Genomic DNA, 23139 nt, shown 5'->3' on the forward strand with positions numbered 1-23139 from the left:
CTGGTCTTACTCGTGCAGCCCGCGGAGGACCTTGTAGAACTCGGCCTTGCCTTCCAGGCCGATACCGGGAAGGTCGCCGGGGGCTACGCGGCTGTTGACGATGACAGCGTCGTCGGTGAAGCCGCCGGTGGGCTGGAACTCCCCGGGGTAGGACTCGTTGCCGCCGAGTTTGAGGGCGGCGGCGATGTGCAGGGAGAACTGGTGTCCGCCGTGCGGGATGCAGCGGCGGGAAGACCAGCCGTGCTGGGCGAGCATGTCCTGGATCCGGCGGTATTCGGTCAGGCCGTAACTGAGGGCTGGGTCGACCTGGATGAAGTCGCGGTCCGGCCGCATGCCGCCGTAGCGGATCAGGTTCCGGGCGTCCTGGAGGGAGAACAGGTTCTCTCCGGTGGCGATCGGGTTCCGGTAGTGCTCGGAGAGGGTGGCGTTCAGGGCGTAGTCCAGCGGGTCGCCGACTTCCTCGTACCAGAACAGCCCGTACTGGTCGATCGCCTTGCTGTATTCAAGGGCTGTTTCCAGGTCGAACTTGCCGTTGACGTCGACCATGAGGCGGGAGCCGTCGCCGTCGAGGACCTCGAGGACAGCTTCGATGCGGCGGAGGTCTTCGGCGAGGTCGGCGCCGCCAATCTTCATCTTGACAACGTCATAGCCCTTGGCCAGGAAGCCCCGCATTTCGTTCTGCAGGTCCTCGAGGCTCTTGCCTGGCGCGTAGTAACCGCCGGCGGCGTACACGAAGACGTCCTTGTCCGGGTTGCCGTCGCCGTAGTGGTCCGAAATCCAGCGGTAGAGCGGCACGCCGGCGATTTTGGCGGCGAGGTCGTGCAGTGCCATGTCGGCAACGCCGACGGCGACGGAACGTTCACCGTGGCCGCCGGGCTTTTCGTTGGACATCATCAGGTCCCACGCCTTCTCCGGCGAGAGGCCGCCGTCGTCATCGAGAAGGTCCTCCGACGGCGCGTCGAGCAGGCGGGGGAGAATGCGCTCTTCCAGGATGGCAGTCGCGTTGTAGCGGCCGTTGGAGTTGAATCCATAGCCGACCAGCGGCTTTCCGTCGACGAAAACATCGCTGACCAGCGCAATGATGGTGCAGTCCATCTTGGTGAAGTCGATGAAGGCATTGCGGATCGACGAGCTGATGGGAATGGTGCCTACGTGGGCGGAAACGATTTTCATCTTTGAATCTCTCTTCATTGGGAATCTTATTTCTTATAAGACTGAGGGCTACACGTTGTTCCTCGAAAAGCGAGGGAGTGGCGCTCAGCGAATATCTTATAAGACCTTGGCTCAAGCGTAGAGGGTCAGTGACGGGCAGCACAAGCTATTGGAACGAAGTTCTTATAAGATGTTCACACGAGGAAGCTGGGATGCCACTTTCCCCATGAGAGAAGCGGAGCAGCGATGGACACCACGAACGTCTTTTCGAGTAAAGGCAGTCTGGCGTACAGCGAACTTCGCCAACTGATCCTCTCCGGGAGCCTGGCCCCGGGGTCGCGCATCTCCCAGTACGAACTCGCAGACAACATGCAGATGAGCATCACGCCCCTGCGTGAAGCGATCCGCCGGCTCTCCAGTGAGGGTCTGATCATCATGGACACCCACCGCGACTCCCGCGTGGCTGACATGAGCGCCGCCGAGGCCCGCGAACTGCTGGAGGTCCGTTTGTCGCTGGAACCGTCAGCGACCGAACTGGCCGCGTATCGCCGGACCGACGCCGACATTGAGGCCATCCGGATAGCTGCTGAAAAGCTGCTGCCGGTCACTCGGGTCTGGGGCGAGGACGCCATCACCGCCCACCGCGACTTCCACCGCGCCGTCTACAGCGCGTCCCACAACACCACGATGATTAAGCTCCTTGATGACCTGTGGGACAAGTCTGACCGCTACCGGCGTATCGGGCTCGAGCTGCCTTCGGGCGATGAGCCCCGCACGATTGACCTGAACCAGCACCACCAGATCCTTGAACTCATCGTTGCCCAGGATGGGGCGGGCGCAGCTGAACTTGCCAGGGTTCACATCGCCCACAGCCTTACAGCTGCAGCGACGGGAGCCTTGGAAGACCGCGAGAACGATCAGTCGCCGACTCTGAACAGAACTGCCTAGCATCACGCCAACTTTTTTCGTTCGCGGAACCGGAGACTGCCCGCTGCCCCGTACGACAGCGCCGACGGTTACAGGCCGAGGGGGCGGTTCCCCTATCTTGCCGTTGCGTGCGGCTACTGCCTCACCGTCGTCCTCAGTGATGATTCAGGTCAAGCAACCCGGCTTTCGGGGCAATGCTGTCGACGCTGGACCAGTTCGGGGTTCCTGCGCGGAAAGAAGAGTGTGGACATTGTCCAGATGCCCGGCTTCGGATCGGGCTGTACACGGTCCAACCGCCTCGGATTCCGCTTGTTTTCGCGAAATCCCATTGTCCTCAGGGGTTGGAGTACTGTTCGAGTTCCACCTCGGGCACAGTGTTTCCGCACGTCAGAAGGCCATTGTCCTATTAATGTTGACGAATCTTGACGTTTTCAAAGGCCGGGATTCCAGTCTTTTGGTCATAGGATTTTGCAGGGTCACGGCGAGTTCTTGCGCATGGTAGCTTCACCGAGGGTGGGCCGTCCCCGCCGGATCTTCCCGGCAGATATTCCGGGCCAAGTCCGCCCCTCGTTGTACTTGCGTTGCAGTCGTTTGACTTCCTCCATCGTCGCGGCAACGACTAGATCAGAGAGCGACGCGTAGCCTTCCCCCGGCCCGGCCGCGTGAAATGCCGCACGGACCTGGGCGGCCTGATCGGCAGTGAAATATGGGTTGATGTGAGCAGGCGATTTCGCCTTTGGAAATCCATGCCTTTCCCACTCGGTCGCCGGGGCGGGGTTAGATTTCGGTCGGCGTGTCCGCTGGTTTTTGTCCGAAGGCCGTGTCACCTGCGGGACCGGTGTGTATTGCAGGGCGAGTATCGCCTGCCTTACTTTCTCGCGAGTACCGGGAGTGACAACGTCCGGCTGGTTGAGAACATTGGAAACGGTGGCCACTGAGACGCCTGCTGCCACTGCGACATCTGCCATTCGTACGGTAGTTTGCAATTGTTACCCCGTGAGTTCTTGATGGAGAGCGACCTCAAAAACGATCGTTTGCGGATGGGAGCACGCGACGGTTCATAAGACTTGCGAGCTGGAGCTGCGGGGCGCACGTCCTCGCCGTTGCGAGTCTCTGATTCGCCCCGGCAATCGAGGGCCCACCCTTTTCGTCGGGCGGCACTGTCGTGGCGCCAGCATCGAAGCGGACGGGAAGGTAGGGAGGAGGTCCGGAGTGCCGGGCCTCCTCCCTGTGCTCCAGCCAGTTAGCTATTAGTTTCCTGCTTGGAAGTTTCTTTAAGGACTCGCACGTCCCAGGCCGCCAGTTCAATCTTGGTGAGATTTTTCTGTTCGGGGTCGAGGAGGTCGTCCACGGAAGCCGGCGCGGCAATCGTGACGGGTTCCCACCCCCAGTTGTGCACGAAGTGTAGACGCTGACCGTCGGCACTTGTCGCGGAGTGGATCGTGACGTTCTCAGGCAAGTCCTCCCAGCCTGCGTTGCGTTCCGGGGTGAGCCACCGAACCAGGTCTGCGGCCAGTTCGGTATTGGGCAGCGTTCCGATCGTGGTGATCCTGCCGGCGCCCGCCGATGTGGTCGTGATGGTGGGGTAGCGGCCGAACTGCGGGTGGACGTAGTGGGCAAGGGCGGTGCTGTCCTGCTGCTCGAGATAGTCGATCCAGCGGGTAGCGAGGCTTCCCGGTGAAAGCTGGAATCCTTCGGCAGGCTCCAGTTCGATCGGGCCGGCGAGCTGGGAGAATTCCTGGTAGCTGACCCCTGCTTGTTCAGCCAGCCGGGAAGGTTTGGTTTCGAGCCTGGCACGTGCCTCGTGGTCCGCGTACGCGGTGCGCATTCCCAGGACGAGGTGTCCGCCGGCTTCCGCGTAGGCCCACAGCCAGTCCAGGAGCTCGTCGTCGGCAATGTAGAGGCCCGCGGCGATCAGGACGGGCAGTTCCTTGGCAACCTGGGCAGGGTCCAGATGCTGGCTCTCGTTGCCGAGGATTTGGCGGTCGTGAAGGATCCTGACCGGTGCACCGGCGCGGAAGGCTCCCTGGTAGAAGGCTTCGAAAATCTTCTGGTAGGAGCGTTCGTCTCCTGTCATGGGGGCTTCGGCCAGGAAGCAGGGCTGGCCGGCGAGTCCCCATTTGGAGTCATTGGAGTAGATCATGCCGATGCTTGCATCGGGTGTGAGGCCGACCAGGGCCTTGTCGGCAGTTTTGAGCTCGGCGCCAATTTGGGCAAGTTCGCGGTAGACGCGTCCGGGTTTCTGGTCGTGGGGTAGGACGCCGACCCAGTAGGTTTCGGTGCCATAGTGGTTAGTGGCCCAGTGCCAGTATTCGATCATTTCTGCGCCGCGGGAGATAAATGCGTAAGCGGCCTGCCGCCACTGGCCGTCGAACGCCGGGTACTGCATCGCTGATCCGCCGATGGCGCCGGCGTTGGTTTCTGTGACCAGGAACGGGGCCTGTTTGGATGAGTACATGCGGTCGCCGCTCTGGAAGAGGGTCCAGGACCCACTGGTCGCCCACCCCTGGGGTGTGCTGGCCGACGGCGGGACGGCGAAGGCCTCCTGCATGGCGTAGTACGGATTTCCTGCCGTGATGTCGAAGTCCCGGGTCATGTCCTGATCGTGCTGGGAGGGCCGGTCGTACGCGATGCAGGTGGTGACGAACTGCTCGGGGGTGGAGTATTCCCGGACGATGGCACTCTGCCATTGCAGGAATTCGGTGGTGAGGCGGGCCTGGAACCGGCGCCAGGCGAGGTCGTATTGCGGCTGGGCATTGTTGTCAGGCGTCCAGAGATCCGCCCACGTGGATAGCTGATGGGACCAGTAGACCAGGCCCCATTCCTTATTGAGGTTTTCCACCGTTCCGTATTGGTGCCGGAGCTCGTCCGCGAAACGCTGGAAGACGCCGCGGTTGTGGAAGGCAAGCAGGCCGGGTTCGTTATCGACCTGGTAGCCGATCACCGCTGGGTGGGTTGCGAAGCGTTGGACGATTTTGCGGATGATGCGTTCGGCATGGAATTTGAAGGCCGGGTGGGTGTAGTCGACTTCCTGCCGGGCACCCCATCCCAGTGGCTGCCCGGTCTTGGGTTCTCCAGCAATTTCCGGGTATCGCCGTGCGAGCCACATGGGAATGGCGTAGGTCGGGGTGCCCAAAATGACGGAGATGCCGCGCTGATGGGCGCCATCAAGGATTGGGGTCATCCATTCCAGGTCAAACGCGCCGTCCTCGGGTTCCCACTGGGACCATGTGGATTCGCCGACGCGGATGACGGTCATGTTGGCGGCTGCCATGAGGTCGAGGTCCTGCTCAAGGCGGGGGGAGGGCTGGTATTCGTGGTAGTAGGCGGCGCCGAAGAGTACTTTGCGGGGTCGTTCAGACATGAATTTCATACTTTCGTTGAGGAATGGGATTGCGTCAGGCTTTGACGGCGCCGCTGCCGAGGCCGGACTGCCAGTAGCGCTGGAGGAACAGGAAGGCCGCCATGAGCGGTAGCACTGAGACCAGGGATCCGGTGATGACGGTGGAGAAGAGTGCCTGGGACCCGGAACCGGCCGCGGAAGCTGCTTGCCACTGCGCCAGTCCGACGGGGAGTGGGAACAGTTCGGGGCTGTTGAGCATGATCAGGGGTAGGAAGTAGTTGTTCCAGGACGCCACGAGTGCGAAAAGCAGCACAGTGATGGAACCGGGTACGAGGAGCCGGAGAACGATCTGTACGAAGATCCGCATTTCGCTGGCGCCGTCAACGCGTGCCGCTTCGATGAGAGAGTCCGGGACTGCGTCGGCGGCGTAGACCCTCATGAGGTACACGCCGAAAGGGCTCACCAGCGAGGGCAGGATCACTGCCCAGGGGGTGTTGGTCAGGTTCGCACCGGCAAAGAGCAGATACGTGGGGATGGCAAGGGCCGTCATCGGAATCATCACGGCGCCCAGCACGATGGTGAACATTGTGTTCCCGCCCGGGAACTTGTATTTGGCGAAAGCGTAGCCGGCGGCCGTGGCCAGTGCTGCTGCGCCTACGCCACTGCTGATCGCGTAGATGAGGCTGTTGATCATCCAGTGGCTAAAGACCCCATTCTGGAAGGTGAAGACATTGTGCAGGTTCGCCGCCAGGTTCATGTTAGAGAACCAGAGTCCGAAGCTGCTGAACAAATCCTCGTTGGCCTTGGTGGAGGCAACGACAAGCCAGAAAATGGGCAACAGGAAATAGACAAGGCACAACAGCATGGCGACGGTGAGAAGCGTGCTCCGGCCCGAGCGTCTGCGCCGCGGTGACGCTGCATCGTTGTTTCGGGTTGCCTGCCGGTCAGCAAGGGTGGCGGTCACGATGCCTTTTCCCTTCTGTTGACTGTCAGTTGGACCCCATAGCTGACCGCCATGATCACGATCCCGAGCAGGAAGGCGATAGCGGCTGCGTAATTGGAGTCCTGGTTCACGAAGGACAGTTGAAAGGCGTACATGTTCGGCGTGTAATCCTGGCTGATGGCCGCAGGGGCGATGACGCGCAGGAGGTTCGGCTCATTGAAGAGCTGGAAGGAGCCGATGACTGAGAAGATCGTGGTCAGTAGCAGGGCACCCCTGATGGCGGGGATCTTGATCGACCACGCCACTCTCCACTCGCCGGCCCCGTCCACCCGTGCCGCTTCGTACAGTTCAGCGGGGATGGACCGGAGGGCCGCGTACATCACGATCATGTTGTAGCCGACGAATCCCCAGGTCACGATGTTCATGATGGAGAACAGGACGTTGCCGCCGGCGAGGAAGTCCGGTGCCGGAAGCCCTGTCGACTTGGCCAGTTGAGCGAACGGCCCAAAGTCCTTCCCGTACAGGTAGCCCCACATCAAGGTGGCGATCACGCTGGGAATCGCGTAAGGCAAAAACACTCCGAGCCGGATGAACCGTTGCAGGCGCAGCATTCCGCTGTCCAGGATGAGAGCGAACAGCAGGGACAGACCCAGCATGACCGGTACCTGGATGACGAGGAACAGCGCCATGCGGCCGACGCCGCCCAGGAAGGACGGGTCGGTGAGCGCACGTGCGTAGTTGTCCATGCCGACGAACGAGACCCCGCCAATGAGCTGCTTTTTGAAGAGGGAGAGATAGCCGGCGTAAATGAGCGGGACGGCGATCATGAGAGCGAACGCGAGCATGAACGGCATGGACAATGCGTAGGCCGCCAGATATTGGCGCCGCTTTGCGATGTTCGCCGTCTTTCTGCGCAGGGGTGGGGGCGCTTGCTGGGGCACGGTCTCAGCTTGCAATGGTGAATCCCTGTCCCTTGGCGTACTGCACCAGGTCATCCTGCCAAGCGGACAATGCGGCATTCAGGTCACCGCGGTCGCCTATCGCCTTGCCCATGGTCTTGTCGTAGCTGCTCGCGGCATAGTCGTTGAAGGGCAGAAACTGGAAGCCCTCCTGTACGGTCGAAGAGATGTCGGTGAACTGCTTGTTGACCTTTTGGCCACCGTAGAAACTGGCAGGGGCGTCAGCGAACGCTGTGTTATTGAGGGTTTTCGTCGAGGGCGGGAACAGGAACTGTTCATTGGCCAGGGTCAGCGCGGCTTTGTCATCCGTGTTCACGAAGCGGGCCAACATGGCTGCCGCGATCGGGTTCTCGGTGGACTTTAGGACCGCGTCCGTTGAACCGCCGTAATTGCCGCTGGCCGGTTTGGACGGGTCCCACTGCGGTAGGGGTGCGGCCCGCCACTTACCTGCCGTGCTCTTCGCCGTTCCCTGCAGGAAGACCGGGCCCCAAGCCCCCGTCAGCCACGCTGCGTACTTTCCGTTGTTCAAGCCTTGGTACCAGGCGTCGGCGAAGTCGGGTTCGTTGCCGATGTTCCCGGACCGGAAGAGATCGTTCCAGAAGGAGGTGACTTTTTTGCAGGCGGCGTCTCCGGTGAGGTTGATCTTGACGTTCTTTGTCCCGTCATAGGAGAAGGGTCGGCCGCCGGCCTGCCAGAAGAGACCGAGCATGTTCGCCTCGGAACTGGGAGCCCAGTTAACGAGCATGCTCGACGGGTTCTTTCCCCGGTAGGTCGAGACTGCGGCCGCGAACTCATCCCACGTCTTGGGAGCGGTGATGCCTGCTCCCGTGAACAGGTCTTCGCGGTACAGCATCCCCATGGGACCGGTGTCCTGGGGCACGCCGTAGATCCCCTTGCCCCCGGGCGTGACCCCGCTCCAAACCCACCCCGGGTAGTCTGATTTCAGGTCTGCGATGCCATACGGGGTGAGGTCAAGGAGGTTGTCGGTCAGTGTGAATGAAGGCAGTTTGTCGAACTCCATTTGCACCACGTCAGGGGCACCCTTCCCGGCCTGAATCGCTGCGCGCAGCTTCTGGTAGTGGGCTCCACCCTGGCCGACGTTCACCACCTCGACTTTCACCGCAGGATACTTGGCCTGGAACAGATCGACTTCCTTCTGGATGTCGGGCACCCAGGTCCAGAAGGTCAGCTTGGTGTCTTTCTTCATCGCAGCATCAATATCCGCCTGGGAAATAGGGGATGCAGGACCGCCAGGGGCAGAGGACGAGCTGCCACCGCACGCAGTGAGAGCGCTAACACCTAAGGCAGCAAGAGGGAATGCAGCCAGGATCGAGCGACGTGAAATTTCTCGTGACATGATTCTGCTTTCAATGGGTGGGTTGGTGTGGTTGCGGCAGGCCTGTGAGGGTCGGCGCGCCGCTGCGCCGGGGAACACCGGGATGCTCCCTCTCACAGGAATCAGGGCTGGTTCAGCTGGTGCCGAGAGTTGGGGCGGGAGCGGTCGACGATCGCGCAACAAGTTCGATGGGAAGGTGAATGCTGTTGCTTTCGATGTCGAGTTTTTCGATCAGATGGATTAGTTCGCGGACGGAGCGTTCCGCCACAGCGGAAAAGTCTTGATGGACCGTCGTCAAAGGGATCACCTGGTAGGCCGCCTCGGGAACGTCATCGAAGCCCACTACCGACATGTCATCCGGGACACGGATGCCCCTTTCGGTGAAGGCTCGAATGGCGCCCATTGCCATGTGGTCATTGGCCACGAAGATGGCAGTCGCTGCGGTCCGATCAATCGTGAGCGCCGCGTCGTACCCGGATTTCGGGGACCAGTCACCTTCCAGGACAGGGCCAGGGACCAGACCCAGGACCTGCACCTCTTCCAGCCACCCATCACGGCGCCGAGCGGCGGCATCCCAAGTCAGTGGCCCGGCGAGATGGCCAATGCGGCGGTGCCCCAGGTCGTAAAGATGACGGACGGCGGCCCTCGCCCCAGCCACCTGATCCGAGTCGACCAAAACGTGGTTTGCTGAGTCCTCCGTGAGGGGGCCGGTGCTGACCACGGGCATGCCGGCCAGCGTCGAGGGTGCCAGGCGGACGATGCCAGCCACACCCGAAATGATCACACCCTCCACGCCGCGCATGACCAGGTACTGGATAGCTTCTTCAAGTTCCGACCCGGAGGCCTCCCTGACGGTTGTCAGCGTCAGGGAGTACCCGGCCTTCCACGCCGCTTGCTCCAGGCTGAACAATCCGGCTGTGGGACCGTAGAGTGAGCTTGCCGTGGCGATAACCCCGATCTGATGAGTGCGCTGCGTAACCAAAGCGCGCGCCGCAGGATTCGGCCGATAGCCCAAGGCCGCAACCGAACGCATAACCTGCGCCCGGACCTCGGGCCGCACATTCGCTTCGTTATTCACCACGCGTGACACCGTTTTGGAAGATACGCCAGCATGAGCTGCCACATCGGAAAGGCGGGGAAGTGCCCGCCTCGGTGCTTCTTTAGCCGCTGGCTCGACAGCGCTGTCATTCATGATTGTGATCTAACTCTCAGACCGACAGCGCTGTCAACGAACGTCAGCGTTCGTGATCGATCCGTTACATTTCCTCGGCGCAGAGGGAGAACTTTCTTTATCGTGTTGACATGGCTTATGGTGGCGTCCCTCCGACGCTAGCTGCGCTGGCTGTGGCCAGGTCGCCGCCCTGGCCTACTCATGTGTTTGGGGTGGCGTGCCCAAGTCCGAGGCTGGTGGGCCCTCCGCCTGCTGTAGAGGCGAAGTGCTTCCTCGTTTCGGTTGCGGCCGCAGACAAGAGAACTTCAAGTCCACGGGAGGCGTTCCAGCTGAAGTGTCGCCAACTTCACGGCTCAAGACGGCCTGGTTGGTCTCGCTGCCCGTCGTAGAGCACAATGCGTGTGGCACTGTTTCGAACTTCCGGAGACCTCCGTCGAACGACCCGACGTCGCAGCACGTCACCCACACCGTGTCGGAGTCAACCGGACTGGCCGAGGCTGACGACAAGGTTGATCGCCACTGCGACCACGAAGGTGGCGAAGAAGTAGGAGAGCAAAGCGTGCCCCAGGGCGATCCTGCGGGAGGGAGTGGATGACTCGTTCACATTGCTCGCGTTGTATGACATGCCGATGGAAAATGCTGCGTAGGCGAAGTCGCTGTACGACGGGTCCTCGTCCTGGTTGAAGCGGAAGCGGTGGCGGTCGTCGTGGTAGTACATCCGAGCGTACTTGAACGCATAGACAGTGTTGACGAGAGCCCATGCGAGCACCACGCCGAAAGCCGCCAGGAGCGCCGAGGCCACGCCGATGGCGTCCTTCTGCTGGCTGCGGATCAATGCCAAGACGACCGCCACGAGGCTGACGAATGTCGCGCCTATGATGAGGGAGTCAACGAGCCGTCGAGACCGACCTTCGTGACGGGCGAGTTCTCCCGTGGCGTCCGGACCAGCGGGCCACGCCTTAGTCCACGCCCAGACCAGGAAGACGCAGCCGGCGACAGCCCATCCGATCAAGGGCGCGAGTTCGGGAGCACCGAGCAACACCGGAACGAATGCGATAACGAGGCCGATGACGGCCGATACTAGAGCCTTGAGATCTATGTGCGACATTGAAGAAGTTGCCCTCCAGCCTCGATTGACCGTGAAAGCGTCCGATGGCCCGCCGCCTGGGTCAGAGCGAATCTCAACATCACGGAATATTCAGGACCTACGGATTCCTTTGTATTCACGAGGAAGCGGGCGGCTCACTGCCCCGATTCTACGCGGAAATGCTCGGCTCCTTCATGATTCATATTTCCTCGGCACAGTCCTGATCGCGGTCTTCATCATTCTCGTCACAAACCTCGGCCAAGGATGACGTGCGGATGTCACCAGCACATGCGTTGCTGGTGACACCCTTGCTCCGGCCAGTGGCGGAACAGCCGTCAGGCTGCGCACTGTTTTCGCGCGGTCATGGGGACGGAGTCATCTCCGCCCCACAGTCGCCCGCTTGAGCGCCCGCACTGCGACGAGACCGCCCAGCCCGGCCAATACCCACGGCCCGCCCACCACCAAAGGATCCATCCAAAGGTGGTTGAGGTCGGCGCGCTTGTGTCCGAACCGTGAGCGGACACCGTGGCGGGAGAACTCGCTGAGCACTCCGGTCTCCGTGACGGGGTTGTCCGGACGCAGGGTGGCGAACGACCGTAGGTGATGTTCCCACGCGTCCACCCTGTCCGCAGCGACGAGCAGCAGCCAATGCGCTGTCCGGCCCTCGCTGTATTTGTAGGCGTACTTCCGGATGGCCCCCGACGCGCCCTTGGGAGGGGTGGAGGTGCCGAAAACGGGAGTCAGGAAAGCGTGCTCGACGGACCGTTCCCGGGGCCATTTCTCGGGCTGGCGTTCGGGAAAGTCCCAGTGCGCTCCGGTTTCGATGCCGGGCTGTTCGCGGGGGTAGGAGGGCCTGTCGGCCGGGTCGAGGTCCACGCCCCATCCCGGGATCCTGGCGCGCAGGTCTTCCGTGGGCTCTTTCAGCGCTGGTTTGCCGGCGATGTACGCCGCAGGTATCTCAGTCATGATGTTCTTTCCTTTCAGGCCGGGTTTAGGCGGCCGTGGGAACGACGAGGGGCTTGATGCAGTTATCAAGCTTCGAGGAGAACATGTGGTATCCCTCGGCGATGTGCTCCAGCGGGATGCGGTGGGTGACGATGTCGCTGGGCTTGAGGTACCCGTTCCGGATGTGTTCGAACAACCGTGGCCACTGCCGCTTCACCGGGCACTGGTTCATCCGCAGCGTCAGGCCTTTGTTCATCGCATCGCCGAACTTTACTGCGCTGAACAACGGGCCGTATGCGCCCACCACGGACACCGTGCCGCCCTTGCGGACGGAGTCGATGGCCCAGTTCAGGGCAATCGGGGAGCCGCCCTGCAGCTTCAGCTTCGCGGCAGTGACGTGTTGGAGGAAGTTGCCGTCCGCTTCGGCACCCACGGCATCGATGACGACGTCGGCGCCCAGGTAGTCCGTTTCTTTCTTCAGGTGCACCACAATGTCGTCGTACTCCGCAAAGTTGTACGTTTCGGCGTGTGCGAACGAACGCGCCTTCTCGAGCCGGTATTCCAGGTGGTCGATCACGATCACCCGTCCTGCGCCCATCAGCCAGGCGGATTTGGCGGCAAACAGGCCCACCGGTCCGGCGCCGAACACCACCACGGTGTCGCCTTGAACGATGTCGCCGAGTTGGGCGCCGAAGTAGCCGGTGGGCAGCGCGTCGGTGAGCAGGACGGCGTCCTCTTCGTCCATCCAGTCAGGGATCAAGCCTGGCCCGACGTCGGCGAACGGCACGCGCACGTACTCGGATTGGCCGCCGTCGTACCCGCCGCAGGTGTGGGAGTAGCCGTAGATTCCGCCCACGGCAGTCGCGTTCGGGTTCACGTTGTGGCAGTTGGAGTACAGCCCGCGGGCACAGAAGTAGCAGGAGCCGCAGTACACGTTGAAAGGAACCATCACGCGGTCCCCGACGGCCAGGTTCTGCACCGACGGGCCAACCTCGTGCACCACTCCGATGAATTCGTGTCCAAAGGTCATGCCCACCCGGGTGTCAGGCATCATGCCGTGGTAAAGGTGCAGGTCGGAGCCGCAAATTGCAGCCCTCGTCACCCGCACGATCGCATCATTGGGATGCTCGATAACCGGGATGTCCTTTTCTTCCACACGCACCTTGTACGGCCCGCGATACACCATTGACCTCATCAGTACCGCCTCCGGAAAATAGTTGGTTCTGGCATTTCTAATCTCCTGTCCTGGCTTTCAGGCGTTGGCCGGGTGGAGGACGACTTTGGTCCAGCCGTCTTCGCGGCTGTCGAAGTTCCTGTAGCCCTCGGGGGCCTGATCCAGTGGCAGCTCGTGGCTGACGATGAAGGACGGGCTGGCCTTTCCGCCGGCGATGAGGTCGCGCAGGGCCCGGTTGTATTTTTTGACCGGGCACTGGCCCGATCCCATCGTCTGTCCCTTGAACCAGTAGTTGCCGTAGTCGAAGGCCACCTGCCCCTGCTTGGCAAGTTCGTCCGGGGCTCCAGGATCCTGCGGCAGGAACACTCCCACTACGCCCAGGCCGCCGACGAAGCGGACGGAATCCACGAGCCGGTTAAGGGTCTGGTTGGGCTGTTCGTTTCCGCCCGGGTCGTGGGCCTGGTAGCCGACGCATTCGCAACCCCTGTCGGCCCCGAATCCCATGGTCTGGTCCTTGACGAATTCGACCGGGTCCACTTCCGAATCATCCACGGGGATGGCGCCGATCTGATCGGCCAGCTTCAGGCGGTCGCTTTGGCGGTCCACCACCATGACTTTGCCGGCGCCTTTGATAATGGCCGAGTAGGCTGCCATCAGGCCCACAGGTCCTGCACCGTAAATGACGACGGAGTCTCCCGGGTAGACCCCGGCCAGCTCTGTCGCGTGCCAGCCGGTGGGGAAAATGTCCGCGAGCATGACGTAATCGAGCTCCTTTTCAGCGGCGTCCTCACCGAGACGCAGGCAGTTGAAGTCCCCGTACGGCACGCGCAGGTATTCAGCCTGTCCACCCTGGTACGGGCCCATCTCCGCGAACCCGTACGCCGCGCCCGCGAGCTGGGGTTCGGGCTGCATCGTCAGGCAGTAATTGGTGAAGCCCCGCTCGCAGTTTTTACAGAAGCCGCAGGCGACGTTGAACGGCAGCACGACACGTTCGCCCACTTTTACTTTGCTGACTGCCGGGCCGGTCTCGACCACCTCGCCCAGGTTCTCGTGTCCGAAGGTGCGTCCGGGTTCAAAGCTCGTGCGGCCCTCGTACATGTGCAGGTCCGAACCGCAGATATTGGCCGATGTAATTCGCACCAGCACATCGGCAGGATGCTCGATTTTGGCGTCCGGTACGTCCTCCACACTGACGTCGTTCGGTCCTTTGTAGACTACTGCCTTCACTTTTCGCTCTTTTCTTTTATCCCATCCCGTTCGTTGGCCCAGTAGTGGTATCCCGGGCGCAGCAAAGCAGAGGGTCTGCAGGAGGCGGCCCGGAAGGGGGCGAAGTGTCACCCGATACGCGTATTGGAGCTGGCGTGGGAAGGGGGAACAAGGATCGTGGCCCCTGAACCCGCCTAAGGGCTCGGGAGGCCAAAGGTTTTCAGGCCGGCAGCTGGTTCCGGGAGGTCCCGGCTGGCCGGTCTGTACGCAAAGAAACTGATCGAGCCTTAATGCTAAGCAGACTTAGTAATGGTGTCGAGGGGATATCCCCGAATTCTTCCCCCGAATGTGGATTGGGTGTGTCCTCCCGCCCGGACGGCATTGACATGGTGGCTCAGTGGGAGGCTTTGGTTTCTGGAGTCCATGGATTGTGTTTGTGCGTGAGCCAAACCATGGCGGGGTTTAGGGAACGCACGAGTTTCTGGCCCTCCGTGCGGGGGTTGTCGAGTTCGTCGAACCAAACTGCGGTGTCTCCAGCGATGATCGTCGGGCCTTCAGTTCCGTCGATGACAACGACTTGTGAGCCCCGGGTGTGGCCTGGCGTTAAAAGGAGTCGCAGCCCGGGAAGCAGTTCCAACTCGCCGTCGACGGGAATGTAGTGCATCCCGGGCGGGTCCACCCATTCAGGGATGGTGTAGTCATTCTGGTTGCGCGCGTCGTCGAGTTCCTGACGCTGGACGTAGATGGGCTTGCCCGCGAAGAGGTGGTTGCCTCCGCAGTGATCGAAGTGCAGGTGGGTGTTTACGACGATGTCGACACTTTGGAGGTCGAAGTCCTGTTCCGTCAATAGGTAAAGCCGGGGATCCATGTCGGCGACCGCTGGATGAAGCTGCGTCATGCCCGTGTCCACCAGTACACGCGCTTCGGGGTGGTCAATGATGTGCACGTAGACGGGCATCGGCTCGCCTTCGGGAAGCAGCTCGGCCACGCGAACGGCGGTTACAGGGATTGCAGCGGTGAAATTCACTTCTTTACCTCGGTTCCAGATGGTGGCCTTGACGTCTCCGGGAGCAACAGACCGACGAGCCGAGTCCCGCCTGCTGCCCTGGTCCAGAATCCCATCCGGCGACGCCTTCGTCGAGCATTCCGCGCCAGGTCCCTGATGCAGGCCTGGGCCAGCCCCACTTCCATGCGGCCGTTACTGGTGACGTGCCCGGCGCTGCCGGTGGCTCCCACAAAGAGGATGGTGAGTGCTTCTTTTGTCATGGTCAATTTCTGTTCTGGCGGCACCAGGTAGAGGCGTCCTTACCTTTGGCATCATGGGCAAGGAAGTACTGTCTGTTCTCAGAGCTGGCCGGCGCGCATTGCTGCGATGACGCCGCCGTCCATGAGGAGGTCTGAGCCGGTAATGAAGGCACCTTCGGGTCCGAGGAGGAACCCGGCAATGGCTGCCACTTCCGCCGGGGTGCCCATGCGGCCGGCCGCTGAGGTGCGGATCATGTTCCGGTAGCCTTCGGCGAAGGGCCCGGACATCTCGTCCTGGGCCAGGGGCGTGGAAATGATGCCCGGGCTGAGGGAGTTGATGCGGGCCCCGCGCGCGCCCCAGGTGGTGGCTGCTGCCTGGACGCGGAGGGCGTTGCCGCGTTTTGCCAGGGTGTAGGCGGCGCCTGAGTTGCCCACCTTGTCGGCCGCGAGGAACGGCAGGTCCAGCAGCTCGGCCGTGGGGGTGTAGGCCAGTGCGTGTTCGATGTCGCGCGGGTAGCCTTCTCCCATGTGGCCGGCCATGCTGAAAATGACGACGCCGGAACCACCTTGGGCGATGACCCGGCCGAATTCTTCCAGGACGTACGCCGTGCCGAGAAGATCAACGTGCAGGACCCGTTCGGTGGTCGCCTGGACAGGGGACACACCGGCCGCGATGACCACGCGGGTGATGTCTCCGGCGGATGCGGAGGTGTCGGCCAAGGCTGCGACGGCGTCGTGGTCTGAGATGTCGACCTGGTGGGTGGTGACGTCGTAGCCTTCGCCGCGCAGCTGGCCGGCGACGGCGTTCATGGTTTCCTCGCTGTAGTCGGCGAGCAGGACGCGTCGGCCGATTCCGGCGACACGGCCGATCGCTACTCCGATGCTGCCTGAGCCGATGATGACTGCTACTTCTTGTGCCATGGTGTGTTTTCCTCTACTTGTTGTGACTGTCTGTGGTGGGCTGATGAGCTGGATTGGTGCTTCGACTAATACGTGCGTGCCCGGGAGTGTTGGGCTTTCCATGTCACCATCAGTTGGGCGATCGAGATGAAGACCAACGCGGTCCAGCGCCTCCTGGTGACGTCCGCGGGGTGGGCGGCAAGCGTGTCTGCCATGCAGGGTTCTCCGTAGAAGTGTTGGACGTTGAGGCGCTTTCGCGTCCCTTCATCAACAAGTCAACCGTTGCCCCTGTTGCCGAGGTAGTGGCTGGTGTTCCATGTAATGCCAGTACCTCCCACCGGGCATCTGGTGGCGCGTAGCGTGGAAACGTGACGAACAACAGCGAAGTCCGTGAATTCCTCAAATTACGACGTGCCCGGATCACCCCGGACATGGCCGGGCTGACGGTCTACGGTGGATTGCGCCGCGTGCCCGGCCTGCGCCGTGAGGAACTCGCCATGCTCGCCGGGATGAGCATCGACTACTACAACCGCCTCGAACGCGGGAACCTCACCGGCGTTTCCGACAGCATCCTCGAATCCCTCGCCCGCGCCCTCAAACTCGACGACGCCGAACGTACCTACCTCTTCGACCTCGCCCGCGCCGCAAACCAAAAACGCCCCAGGCAGCGCAGACGCGGTCCGCAGAAACTTAGCCCCAGCATCCAGCACCTCCTGGACGGCATGACGGGCATACCGGCCTTTGTCCAGAACGGCCGGCTCGACGTCCTTGCCATGAACGACCTTGCCAAAGCGCTGTACCATCCCAACGGCGATGAGGTTGAACAGCCGCAGAACTTTGCCCGCTTCGTTTTCCTCGATCCCGTGTCTCCCGGACAGGTGGCGGACTGGGAATCAACGGCGCAGGACGTCGTCGCGATCCTCCGGCAGGAAGCCGCACGCGACCCCCGCAACCGCGACCTCACCGACCTCATTGGGGAACTCTCCACCCACAGTAAGGACTTCAGGACCATGTGGGCCGCCCAGAACGTCCGGCTTCACCGCTCCGGGACAAAGCCCTTCCACCACCCCGTGGTGGGCGACTTCGAACTGACCTTCCAGGCAATGCAACTTCCAGGGGACGATGGCCTCACGCTTATCGCCTACAGCGCCGCGCCTGGCACGCCTGGGCACGACGCACTCAACCTATTGGCGACGTGGTCGGCCACAGTCCGCAGAGAGGCCGGCGCCAACGCGACGGACATCCCCGCCCGCCATGCCTAGGAAAGGGCCGGCTTTTGAAGCCCTGCGACATGGACCGCAACACCGAGCTCGCGGATGTTCTCCTGCATTTCGGGGGGCAGCTGATCGTCGGTGACGACGGCGTCCAACTTTTCGATCGGGGTGACGCGGAACTTCGAGGCGGTGCCGAACTTCGTGCTGTCCGCCAGGAGGAAGCACGACGATGACGCCTCGAGGGCCGCGAGCTTCACCTCCACTTTGTCCATCGACGGTGTGGTGACACCGCGGGACATGCTCCAGGTTCCGGTGCTGAGGAAGAACAGATCGATAGTAATGCCCTTTACCGCCTGGGCTGCGATGCGCCCTGAGCTGGATGCGCTGGACGGGTCAACCACCCCGCCGGTGTGGATGGCCTCGATGTGGGGATGCGTGAAAAGGCTGGTGACAACATAAAAGTCATTCGTGACCACCGTGAGGTTCTTACGCGCGCTCAGATAAGGCACCACCGACTGGCAGGTGGTCCCGGCGTCAAGGAATACCACCATGTCGTCTTCGACGAATCCGGCGGCAAGCTCGGCGATGGCCTGCTTGCGGGGCAGCTCAAGCTGCGCCCTGAACTCCCGCTCGCGGGGAGGGGCCTGTCCGGTCCACTCCGCCAGGCGAACTCCACCCTGTACTGAGACGACCTGCCCCGAGTCCTCCAAGGTTGTGATGTCCCGCCGGACGGTCATGTGGGAGACATTCATGTAGTCGGTGAGGCTGCGGATGCTCAGGACTCCTTCGCGCCGCAGGAGCCGCAGGATTTCCTGGTGGCGCTGCTCGGGGATGAGCGGTCTGGCTGTCGGATTCACGCACGGGCTCCTTCGCTAGGCGGGCACTACAACCTTAACAAATTTTCACGCACTGTTCCTATATGTGAAAATTTGGGATAGGATCTTAAATCATGTTAACCAAGTTTGAAGTACTCGAAACTCTCGTCACGTCCGGCGCCCTGCTGATCGCGAGGCTGGATTCCGCTGACGAGGCCTACCGGGTGGCCGAAGCTGCGATCGAGGGCGGTATCCGTGCGGTGGAAGTTCCGCTTACCGTCCCGGGAGCACTTGGCGTCATCGGGCGGTTGACCGACAAGTACGGCGAGCAGGGAATCGTCATTGGTGCCGGCACTGTCCTTGACGCCGAGGCGGCCTTCGCTGCAATTTCCGCCGGTGCACGTCTGCTGGTCAGCCCCCAGCTCAATCCCAGGATGATCGCTACGGGAAACAGGTACCAGGCGGTCACTGCCAGTGGGGCGTTCACCCCAACCGAGGTCGTGAACACTCTAGAGGCGGGGGCGGACATCGTGAAGTTGTTCCCCGCCGAGCTTGGAGGGCCGGGGTATGTGAAGACGATCCTGGCGCCTCTTCCGCAGGCGCCGATCATGCCCTCCGGGGGAGTAACCCCGGAAAACGTCAGCGCATGGTTTGCAGCCGGCGTCACCGCCGTCGGCGTCGGCAGTTTCGTTACCAAAGCCGCGCAAGGCAACGGAGACTACGAACTCGTAACCAAGGCCGCCCGGACGTTCCTCGACGCCATCAACGCCGCCCGCGGCTAATACCCGGACTTACCCAGACCAGAACCGACAGCGACCGTCGGAATCAGAACACAAAGGAGTGAGCTGCATGAGCCAGGCCTCAGCAGAAACCAACGCCCCTGAGGTGGATGCCTCACGGAAGAGCGTGAAGATCAGGTGGTACCTGATCGCCCTTCTCGTCATCGGCGGAATCATCAACTATTTGGACCGCAACAACCTCAGCATCGCCAACACCACCATCGCCAAGGAATTCGGCCTGAACGCCCTGCAGATGGGCCTGCTGCTCTCGGCCTTCTCCTGGCCCTACGCCATCGCCAATCTTCCCGCCGGTTACCTGGTGGACAGGTTCGGACCGAAGCGCATGTTCGCCTGGGCGGCAGGGCTGTGGTCCATCGTGTCGATGCTCTCGTCGCTGGCCAACTCCTTCGGCTTCCTGTACGCCGCCCGTGTAGCCTTGGGCATCGCGGAATCCCCGTTCTTCACCTCCGGGCTGAAAGTCGCCGACAAATGGTTCAACAAGACCGAGCGGGCCCTTCCCGTATCAATTGTTAACACCGGCTCCCAGATCGCCAACGCCATCGCACCCCCACTGCTGACGTTCCTCATGCTCACCATGAGCTGGCGCGGTATGTTCCTCGTCATCGGCGCCCTGGGAATCGTCATCGCACTTGTCTGGCTCCGGATCTACCGCGACCCCACACTCAAGGAACAGTTCCTGATCAAGGGAGAACAGCTTGAGGATGAGCAGAAGCCCAAGGAGAAGCAGGCCGGCTGGGGCGAGCTCTTCAAGCACAAAAACACCTGGTTCATGGTCCTTGGCGCCTTCGGCATCTTCTACACCGTCTGGGTGTACCTCACCTGGCTGCCGAGTTACCTCCAGACCGCCCGCGGCTTCAGCCTGAGCCAGATCGGCTGGCTTGCCGGCCTGCCCTTCCTCTGCGGCATCATCGGCGTCCTGACCGGCGGCATTCTCTCGGGGAGGCTGATCAAACGAGGCGTGCCCACCATCACCGCCCGTAAAATCCCCATCGTCGGCGGCGCGCTGCTCGCAGCCGCGGCCGTCCTTCCGGTCGCCTACGTGGAGAACACCGCCCTGGCTATCGTCCTGCTCTCCGTTGGCTACTTCGCAGCACAGGTTCCCATCGGCGTCCTCTGGACGCTCGCCTCCGACGTGGCCGAACCGAACCAGGTAGCATCCCTCGGAGCGATCCAGAACTTCGGCGGGTTCCTCGGCGCCGCCGTCGCACCCATCGTGACCGGATTCATCCTGACCGAGACCGGCGGCAACTACACCATGGTGTTCCTCATCGGTGGCATCCTGTTGATCATCGGAGCCCTTTCCTACGGCATCTTCGTCAAAGACCGCCGCATGACCGCATCGGCCTAACGGAAATCACCCACCGCCGTGGCGGGTGCCACCGGGCACCCGCCACGGCAACCCGAGTTCAAGGGAGAACAGGCAGTTGATCACCACCATTCCCAAAGTCTTCATCGTGATCGGCCCCGCCGGTTCCGGAAAGTCCAGCGTCAGCCAGCGGATCGCCCAACGATTCCGGGCCGCATACATCGACAAGGACACCGCCGCGACCGGATTCACCGAGCTGCTGCTAAAACTCAACGGCTCCGACCCCAACGAACGCGACAACAACGAGTTCTACCAAACAACCATCATGCCCCTGGAATACGCCACAATCCTTGACCTGACCAGGGACAATCTGCAGGCCGGCAACTCCGTGGTCCTGGACGCACCGTTCGGAAAATACTTCTCCGACAACAACTACCTCACCAAAATACGCGCACACCACAAATGGCCAGAGGCCGAACTAATAGTCGTCCACGTCAAACTGGCCGGAGAGGCCCTCCGGGAACGCCTCATCTCCCGCGGCTACCCACGGGACGAATGGAAACTCGCAAACTGGGAGACCTTCTGGGCCGGAGCCCAGGCAAACTCCTGCCACTGGCAAGGCGCAATACACATCGACTTCGACAACACCGCCTCAGAAACCGACCTCACCGCTTTTGAAGCAGAACTGCCACGACAGAAAGCCTCGTTTGCCCGCTGAGGGGCACCGGTTCTGGCTCGGCACAGCATCGCCGATACTGGTCTCGGCGCTGCCCTGCACATAAAATGTGAATTCCACCGCCGATAGAAAGACCCCGTGAAGCAGAGTATTTTCGCCCGCGTTGCCCAGTTGGCGAAGGCCAACCTGAACGCCCTTTTGGATTCCGCCGAAGACCCGCAGAAGATGCTGGACCAGATGGTCCGGGACTACTCGGAGAACATCCGTGAAGCCGAGTCCGCCGTCGCGCAGACAATCGGCAACCTCCGGATGGCCGAGGACGACCACGCCCGCGCCGTGAACGACGCCAACACCTGGGGGAACAAGGCCATCGCAGCGTCCCGCAAAGCTGACGAGTTCCGGGCCGCCGGGAACAGCGTGGACGCCGACAAGTTCGATGCCCTCGCCAGGGTCGCCATCGGCCGGCAGATGACCGCCGAATCCACCGCGAAGGCCCAGGAACCGAACCTGGCAGCGCAGAACCAGGTCGTCGACAAGCTCAAGCAGGGCCTGGACCAGATGAAGGGCAAGCTGCATGAGCTGACCGCCAAACGCAACGAGCTGGTCAACCGCTCCCGCGTCGCGGCCGCGCAGTCCCAGGTCCATGACGCGCTCAAGTCCCTCGACGCCGGCGATCCCACCTCTGCCATCGGCCGGTACGAGGAGAACATCCGCCGGCAGGAGGCGACCGTGCGCGGCCAGCAGGAACTCGCCGCCTCATCACTGGAGGCCCAGTTCGCCTCCTTGGAAGACCTCGGAGAGCAGACCGAAGTGGAAGCACGCCTCGCTGCTCTCAAGTCCATCGATCGAAAGTCCATCGACTACTAGGAGGGCCCTGGCAGCCGCCGCGGATCCGGTCAGACCAGCCAACGCCACCAGCGTGGCTGCTCCGGTTCCGCCGTCGGTTCCGGCTCTGGCTCGGGCTCCTCGCCCAAGGCCAGCGCGGCCTCCACGATGTCGTCCGCGGTGAGCGTCATGACGGCCTCACGATCAAGCGCGTCAAGACTTTGTTCCTCGTCGCGCGACAGCCGCAGCGCCTGGCGGTTGAGCGCCTGTTCGAACAGCGTGCGGGCGAACCGTGCGTTGCCGGAGTCCTCGCCCGCGTGGAGTCCGATGAAGATGCGGCGCAGCATCTGGTCCGCACCCGGCTCCAGCATGTACTCGTGCTGGGCCAGCATCTGGTGGAAGATCGTCTGGAGTGCGTCGACGGAGTAGTCGGGGAACGTAATCTCGCGGGCGAACCGGGAGCGCAGCCCGGGGTTCGAGAGCAGGAAGGCTTCCATCAGCCGCGGGTACCCGGCCACGATCACGACAAGGCGGTGGCGGTGGTCCTCCATCCGCTTGAGCAGGACCTCGATCGCCTCGGGGCCGAAGTCCGTCCGGCCGTCCTCCGGCGCCAGCGCGTACGCCTCGTCGATGAAGAGGACGCCGTCCAGCGCACGCCGTATCACCCGGTCCGTCTTGATGGCGGTCGCGCCGACGTACTGCCCCACCAGGCCCGAACGGTCGACCTCGACCAGGTGGCCTTTCTGCAGCAGACCGACCGCGCGGTACATCTCGGCCAGGAGCCGCGCCACGGTGGTCTTGCCCGTGCCCGGGTTTCCGAGGAACACCAGATGCTGTGATGTGGCCACCTCCGGCAGGCCGTGCGCCTTGCGGCGGGCCTGGACCTGGAGCAGTGCGACGAGGGCCCGCACCTGTTCCTTCACGGTCTCCAGTCCGACCAGCGCGTCCAGCTCGGCCTGCACCTCGGACAGCGGTCGGGACGGCCCGGGCCTCGCGCCAATGAGATCGCCGACCAGGTCGTCGACGCGCTCAGAACCGGGCAGCTTGAGCTGATCGGCCAGGTGGCCGATGGTTTCACGCAGGTCGTCGAGCGGATGGCGGCTGGGAGCCATGAA

The 23139-nt window shown here is 62.3% G+C and carries 23 protein-coding genes; 6 read left to right on the plus strand and 17 right to left on the minus strand.

Features of this window, described 5'->3' with window-relative positions; genetic code table 11:
• Nucleotides 1–6: 6 nt before the first annotated feature.
• On the minus strand, nucleotides 7–1173 hold the full coding sequence (locus Q9R31_RS05500) for a mandelate racemase/muconate lactonizing enzyme family protein (RefSeq protein ID WP_311261744.1): 1167 nt from the start codon (nucleotides 1171–1173) through the stop codon (nucleotides 7–9).
• 225 nt (nucleotides 1174–1398) lie between these two features.
• On the opposite strand from Q9R31_RS05500, the gene Q9R31_RS05505 reads away from it, so the two are divergent.
• Nucleotides 1399–2100 (plus strand): GntR family transcriptional regulator, encoded by a 702-nt coding sequence (locus Q9R31_RS05505; RefSeq protein ID WP_311261745.1) that lies wholly within the window; start codon nucleotides 1399–1401, stop codon nucleotides 2098–2100.
• Nucleotides 2101–2555: 455 nt separating this feature from the next.
• On the opposite strand, the gene Q9R31_RS05510 is transcribed toward Q9R31_RS05505, so the two are convergent.
• The 14 genes from Q9R31_RS05510 to Q9R31_RS05575 all read right to left on the minus strand — a co-directional run bounded on the left by Q9R31_RS05510 (nucleotide 2556) and on the right by Q9R31_RS05575 (nucleotide 16603).
• Nucleotides 2556–3047 (minus strand): ParB family protein, encoded by a 492-nt coding sequence (locus Q9R31_RS05510; protein ID WP_311261746.1) that lies wholly within the window; start codon nucleotides 3045–3047, stop codon nucleotides 2556–2558.
• Between the two features lie 275 nt (nucleotides 3048–3322).
• A complete protein-coding gene (locus Q9R31_RS05515) occupies nucleotides 3323–5443 on the minus strand; it encodes a beta-galactosidase (protein ID WP_311261747.1) in 2121 nt (706 codons plus the stop codon).
• Between the two features lie 34 nt (nucleotides 5444–5477).
• Complete coding sequence (locus tag Q9R31_RS05520) at nucleotides 5478–6389, minus strand: carbohydrate ABC transporter permease (protein ID WP_397428219.1); 912 nt, start codon at nucleotides 6387–6389, stop codon at nucleotides 5478–5480.
• Nucleotides 6383–7306: a sugar ABC transporter permease gene (locus Q9R31_RS05525; RefSeq protein WP_311261749.1), complete on the minus strand. Its 924-nt coding sequence runs from the start codon at nucleotides 7304–7306 to the stop codon at nucleotides 6383–6385. The genes Q9R31_RS05520 and Q9R31_RS05525 overlap by 7 nt, the downstream gene beginning before the upstream one ends.
• Nucleotides 7307–7310: 4 nt before the next feature.
• Nucleotides 7311–8531, minus strand: coding sequence for an extracellular solute-binding protein (locus tag Q9R31_RS05530; protein WP_311261750.1), 1221 nt, complete (start codon nucleotides 8529–8531; stop codon nucleotides 7311–7313).
• A gap of 262 nt (nucleotides 8532–8793) precedes the next feature.
• Nucleotides 8794–9852: a LacI family DNA-binding transcriptional regulator gene (locus tag Q9R31_RS05535; protein ID WP_311261751.1), complete on the minus strand. Its 1059-nt coding sequence runs from the start codon at nucleotides 9850–9852 to the stop codon at nucleotides 8794–8796.
• A gap of 457 nt (nucleotides 9853–10309) precedes the next feature.
• Complete coding sequence (locus tag Q9R31_RS05540; RefSeq protein WP_311261752.1) at nucleotides 10310–10939, minus strand: DUF1345 domain-containing protein; 630 nt, start codon at nucleotides 10937–10939, stop codon at nucleotides 10310–10312.
• A 354-nt stretch (nucleotides 10940–11293) separates the two neighbouring features.
• The gene (locus tag Q9R31_RS05545; RefSeq protein ID WP_311261753.1) at nucleotides 11294–11884 is read right to left on the minus strand and encodes a hypothetical protein; all 591 of its coding nucleotides are present in this window, start codon (nucleotides 11882–11884) and stop codon (nucleotides 11294–11296) included.
• A gap of 25 nt (nucleotides 11885–11909) precedes the next feature.
• The gene (locus Q9R31_RS05550; protein WP_311261754.1) at nucleotides 11910–13058 is read right to left on the minus strand and encodes a zinc-dependent alcohol dehydrogenase; all 1149 of its coding nucleotides are present in this window, start codon (nucleotides 13056–13058) and stop codon (nucleotides 11910–11912) included.
• A gap of 57 nt (nucleotides 13059–13115) precedes the next feature.
• Entirely contained in the window at nucleotides 13116–14264 is a 1149-nt protein-coding gene (locus Q9R31_RS05555; RefSeq protein WP_311261755.1) for a glutathione-independent formaldehyde dehydrogenase, read from the minus strand.
• Between the two features lie 373 nt (nucleotides 14265–14637).
• Nucleotides 14638–15270 carry an MBL fold metallo-hydrolase gene (locus Q9R31_RS05560; RefSeq protein ID WP_311261756.1) on the minus strand — a complete coding sequence of 211 codons (633 nt, stop codon included), beginning with the start codon at nucleotides 15268–15270 and terminating at the stop codon, nucleotides 14638–14640.
• Nucleotides 15267–15509: a hypothetical protein gene (locus Q9R31_RS05565; RefSeq protein ID WP_311261757.1), complete on the minus strand. Its 243-nt coding sequence runs from the start codon at nucleotides 15507–15509 to the stop codon at nucleotides 15267–15269. Before Q9R31_RS05565 ends, Q9R31_RS05560 begins: the two co-directional genes overlap by 4 nt.
• A 78-nt stretch (nucleotides 15510–15587) precedes the next feature.
• The gene (locus Q9R31_RS05570; RefSeq protein ID WP_311261758.1) at nucleotides 15588–16409 is read right to left on the minus strand and encodes an SDR family oxidoreductase; all 822 of its coding nucleotides are present in this window, start codon (nucleotides 16407–16409) and stop codon (nucleotides 15588–15590) included.
• Between the two features lie 65 nt (nucleotides 16410–16474).
• On the minus strand, nucleotides 16475–16603 hold the full coding sequence (locus Q9R31_RS05575) for a hypothetical protein (RefSeq protein WP_311261759.1): 129 nt from the start codon (nucleotides 16601–16603) through the stop codon (nucleotides 16475–16477).
• Between the two features lie 153 nt (nucleotides 16604–16756).
• Here Q9R31_RS05575 and Q9R31_RS05580 point away from each other — a divergent pair, with 153 nt between their 5' ends.
• Entirely contained in the window at nucleotides 16757–17650 is an 894-nt protein-coding gene (locus Q9R31_RS05580) for a helix-turn-helix transcriptional regulator (protein ID WP_311261760.1), read from the plus strand.
• Here Q9R31_RS05580 and Q9R31_RS05585 read toward each other — a convergent pair.
• Nucleotides 17647–18459: a DeoR/GlpR family DNA-binding transcription regulator gene (locus Q9R31_RS05585; RefSeq protein ID WP_311261761.1), complete on the minus strand. Its 813-nt coding sequence runs from the start codon at nucleotides 18457–18459 to the stop codon at nucleotides 17647–17649. The two genes, Q9R31_RS05580 and Q9R31_RS05585, sit on opposite strands and share 4 nt — an antisense overlap.
• A gap of 92 nt (nucleotides 18460–18551) precedes the next feature.
• Here Q9R31_RS05585 and Q9R31_RS05590 point away from each other — a divergent pair, with 92 nt between their 5' ends.
• The 4 genes from Q9R31_RS05590 to Q9R31_RS05605 all read left to right on the plus strand — a co-directional run bounded on the left by Q9R31_RS05590 (nucleotide 18552) and on the right by Q9R31_RS05605 (nucleotide 22066).
• Nucleotides 18552–19199 (plus strand): hypothetical protein, encoded by a 648-nt coding sequence (locus Q9R31_RS05590; RefSeq protein ID WP_311261762.1) that lies wholly within the window; start codon nucleotides 18552–18554, stop codon nucleotides 19197–19199.
• Between the two features lie 67 nt (nucleotides 19200–19266).
• Complete coding sequence (locus Q9R31_RS05595) at nucleotides 19267–20565, plus strand: MFS transporter (protein ID WP_311261763.1); 1299 nt, start codon at nucleotides 19267–19269, stop codon at nucleotides 20563–20565.
• 76 nt (nucleotides 20566–20641) lie between these two features.
• Nucleotides 20642–21241 carry an AAA family ATPase gene (locus Q9R31_RS05600; protein ID WP_311261764.1) on the plus strand — a complete coding sequence of 200 codons (600 nt, stop codon included), beginning with the start codon at nucleotides 20642–20644 and terminating at the stop codon, nucleotides 21239–21241.
• A 96-nt stretch (nucleotides 21242–21337) separates the two neighbouring features.
• Nucleotides 21338–22066: a PspA/IM30 family protein gene (locus Q9R31_RS05605; protein ID WP_311261765.1), complete on the plus strand. Its 729-nt coding sequence runs from the start codon at nucleotides 21338–21340 to the stop codon at nucleotides 22064–22066.
• 29 nt (nucleotides 22067–22095) lie between these two features.
• On the opposite strand, the gene Q9R31_RS05610 is transcribed toward Q9R31_RS05605, so the two are convergent.
• The gene (locus Q9R31_RS05610) at nucleotides 22096–23136 is read right to left on the minus strand and encodes an AAA family ATPase (RefSeq protein ID WP_311261766.1); all 1041 of its coding nucleotides are present in this window, start codon (nucleotides 23134–23136) and stop codon (nucleotides 22096–22098) included.
• Between the last annotated feature and the right edge of the window lie 3 nt (nucleotides 23137–23139).

The organism is Pseudarthrobacter sp. BRE9, from assembly GCF_031844305.1.
Lineage (GTDB): Bacteria > Actinomycetota > Actinomycetes > Actinomycetales > Micrococcaceae > Arthrobacter.

What these genes read in the sequence shown, in the direction of transcription:
- Q9R31_RS05510 (WP_311261746.1), bottom strand. Translation starts at nt 3,047, where the DNA reads ATGGCAGATGTCGCAGTGGCAGCAGGCGTCTCAGTGGCCACCGTTTCC.
- Q9R31_RS05530 (WP_311261750.1), bottom strand. Translation starts at nt 8,531, where the DNA reads ATGAAGAAAGACACCAAGCTGACCTTCTGGACCTGGGTGCCCGACATC.
- Q9R31_RS05575 (WP_311261759.1), bottom strand. Translation starts at nt 16,603, where the DNA reads ATGGCAGACACGCTTGCCGCCCACCCCGCGGACGTCACCAGGAGGCGC.
- Q9R31_RS05610 (WP_311261766.1), bottom strand. Translation starts at nt 23,136, where the DNA reads ATGGCTCCCAGCCGCCATCCGCTCGACGACCTGCGTGAAACCATCGGC.
- Q9R31_RS05500 (WP_311261744.1), bottom strand. Translation starts at nt 1,173, where the DNA reads ATGAAAATCGTTTCCGCCCACGTAGGCACCATTCCCATCAGCTCGTCG.
- Q9R31_RS05550 (WP_311261754.1), bottom strand. Translation starts at nt 13,058, where the DNA reads ATGAGGTCAATGGTGTATCGCGGGCCGTACAAGGTGCGTGTGGAAGAA.
- Q9R31_RS05590 (WP_311261762.1), top strand. Translation starts at nt 18,552, where the DNA reads ATGTTAACCAAGTTTGAAGTACTCGAAACTCTCGTCACGTCCGGCGCC.
- Q9R31_RS05505 (WP_311261745.1), top strand. Translation starts at nt 1,399, where the DNA reads ATGGACACCACGAACGTCTTTTCGAGTAAAGGCAGTCTGGCGTACAGC.
- Q9R31_RS05515 (WP_311261747.1), bottom strand. Translation starts at nt 5,443, where the DNA reads ATGTCTGAACGACCCCGCAAAGTACTCTTCGGCGCCGCCTACTACCAC.
- Q9R31_RS05595 (WP_311261763.1), top strand. Translation starts at nt 19,267, where the DNA reads ATGAGCCAGGCCTCAGCAGAAACCAACGCCCCTGAGGTGGATGCCTCA.
- Q9R31_RS05570 (WP_311261758.1), bottom strand. Translation starts at nt 16,409, where the DNA reads ATGGCACAAGAAGTAGCAGTCATCATCGGCTCAGGCAGCATCGGAGTA.
- Q9R31_RS05545 (WP_311261753.1), bottom strand. Translation starts at nt 11,884, where the DNA reads ATGACTGAGATACCTGCGGCGTACATCGCCGGCAAACCAGCGCTGAAA.
- Q9R31_RS05565 (WP_311261757.1), bottom strand. Translation starts at nt 15,509, where the DNA reads ATGACAAAAGAAGCACTCACCATCCTCTTTGTGGGAGCCACCGGCAGC.
- Q9R31_RS05535 (WP_311261751.1), bottom strand. Translation starts at nt 9,852, where the DNA reads ATGAATGACAGCGCTGTCGAGCCAGCGGCTAAAGAAGCACCGAGGCGG.
- Q9R31_RS05540 (WP_311261752.1), bottom strand. Translation starts at nt 10,939, where the DNA reads ATGTCGCACATAGATCTCAAGGCTCTAGTATCGGCCGTCATCGGCCTC.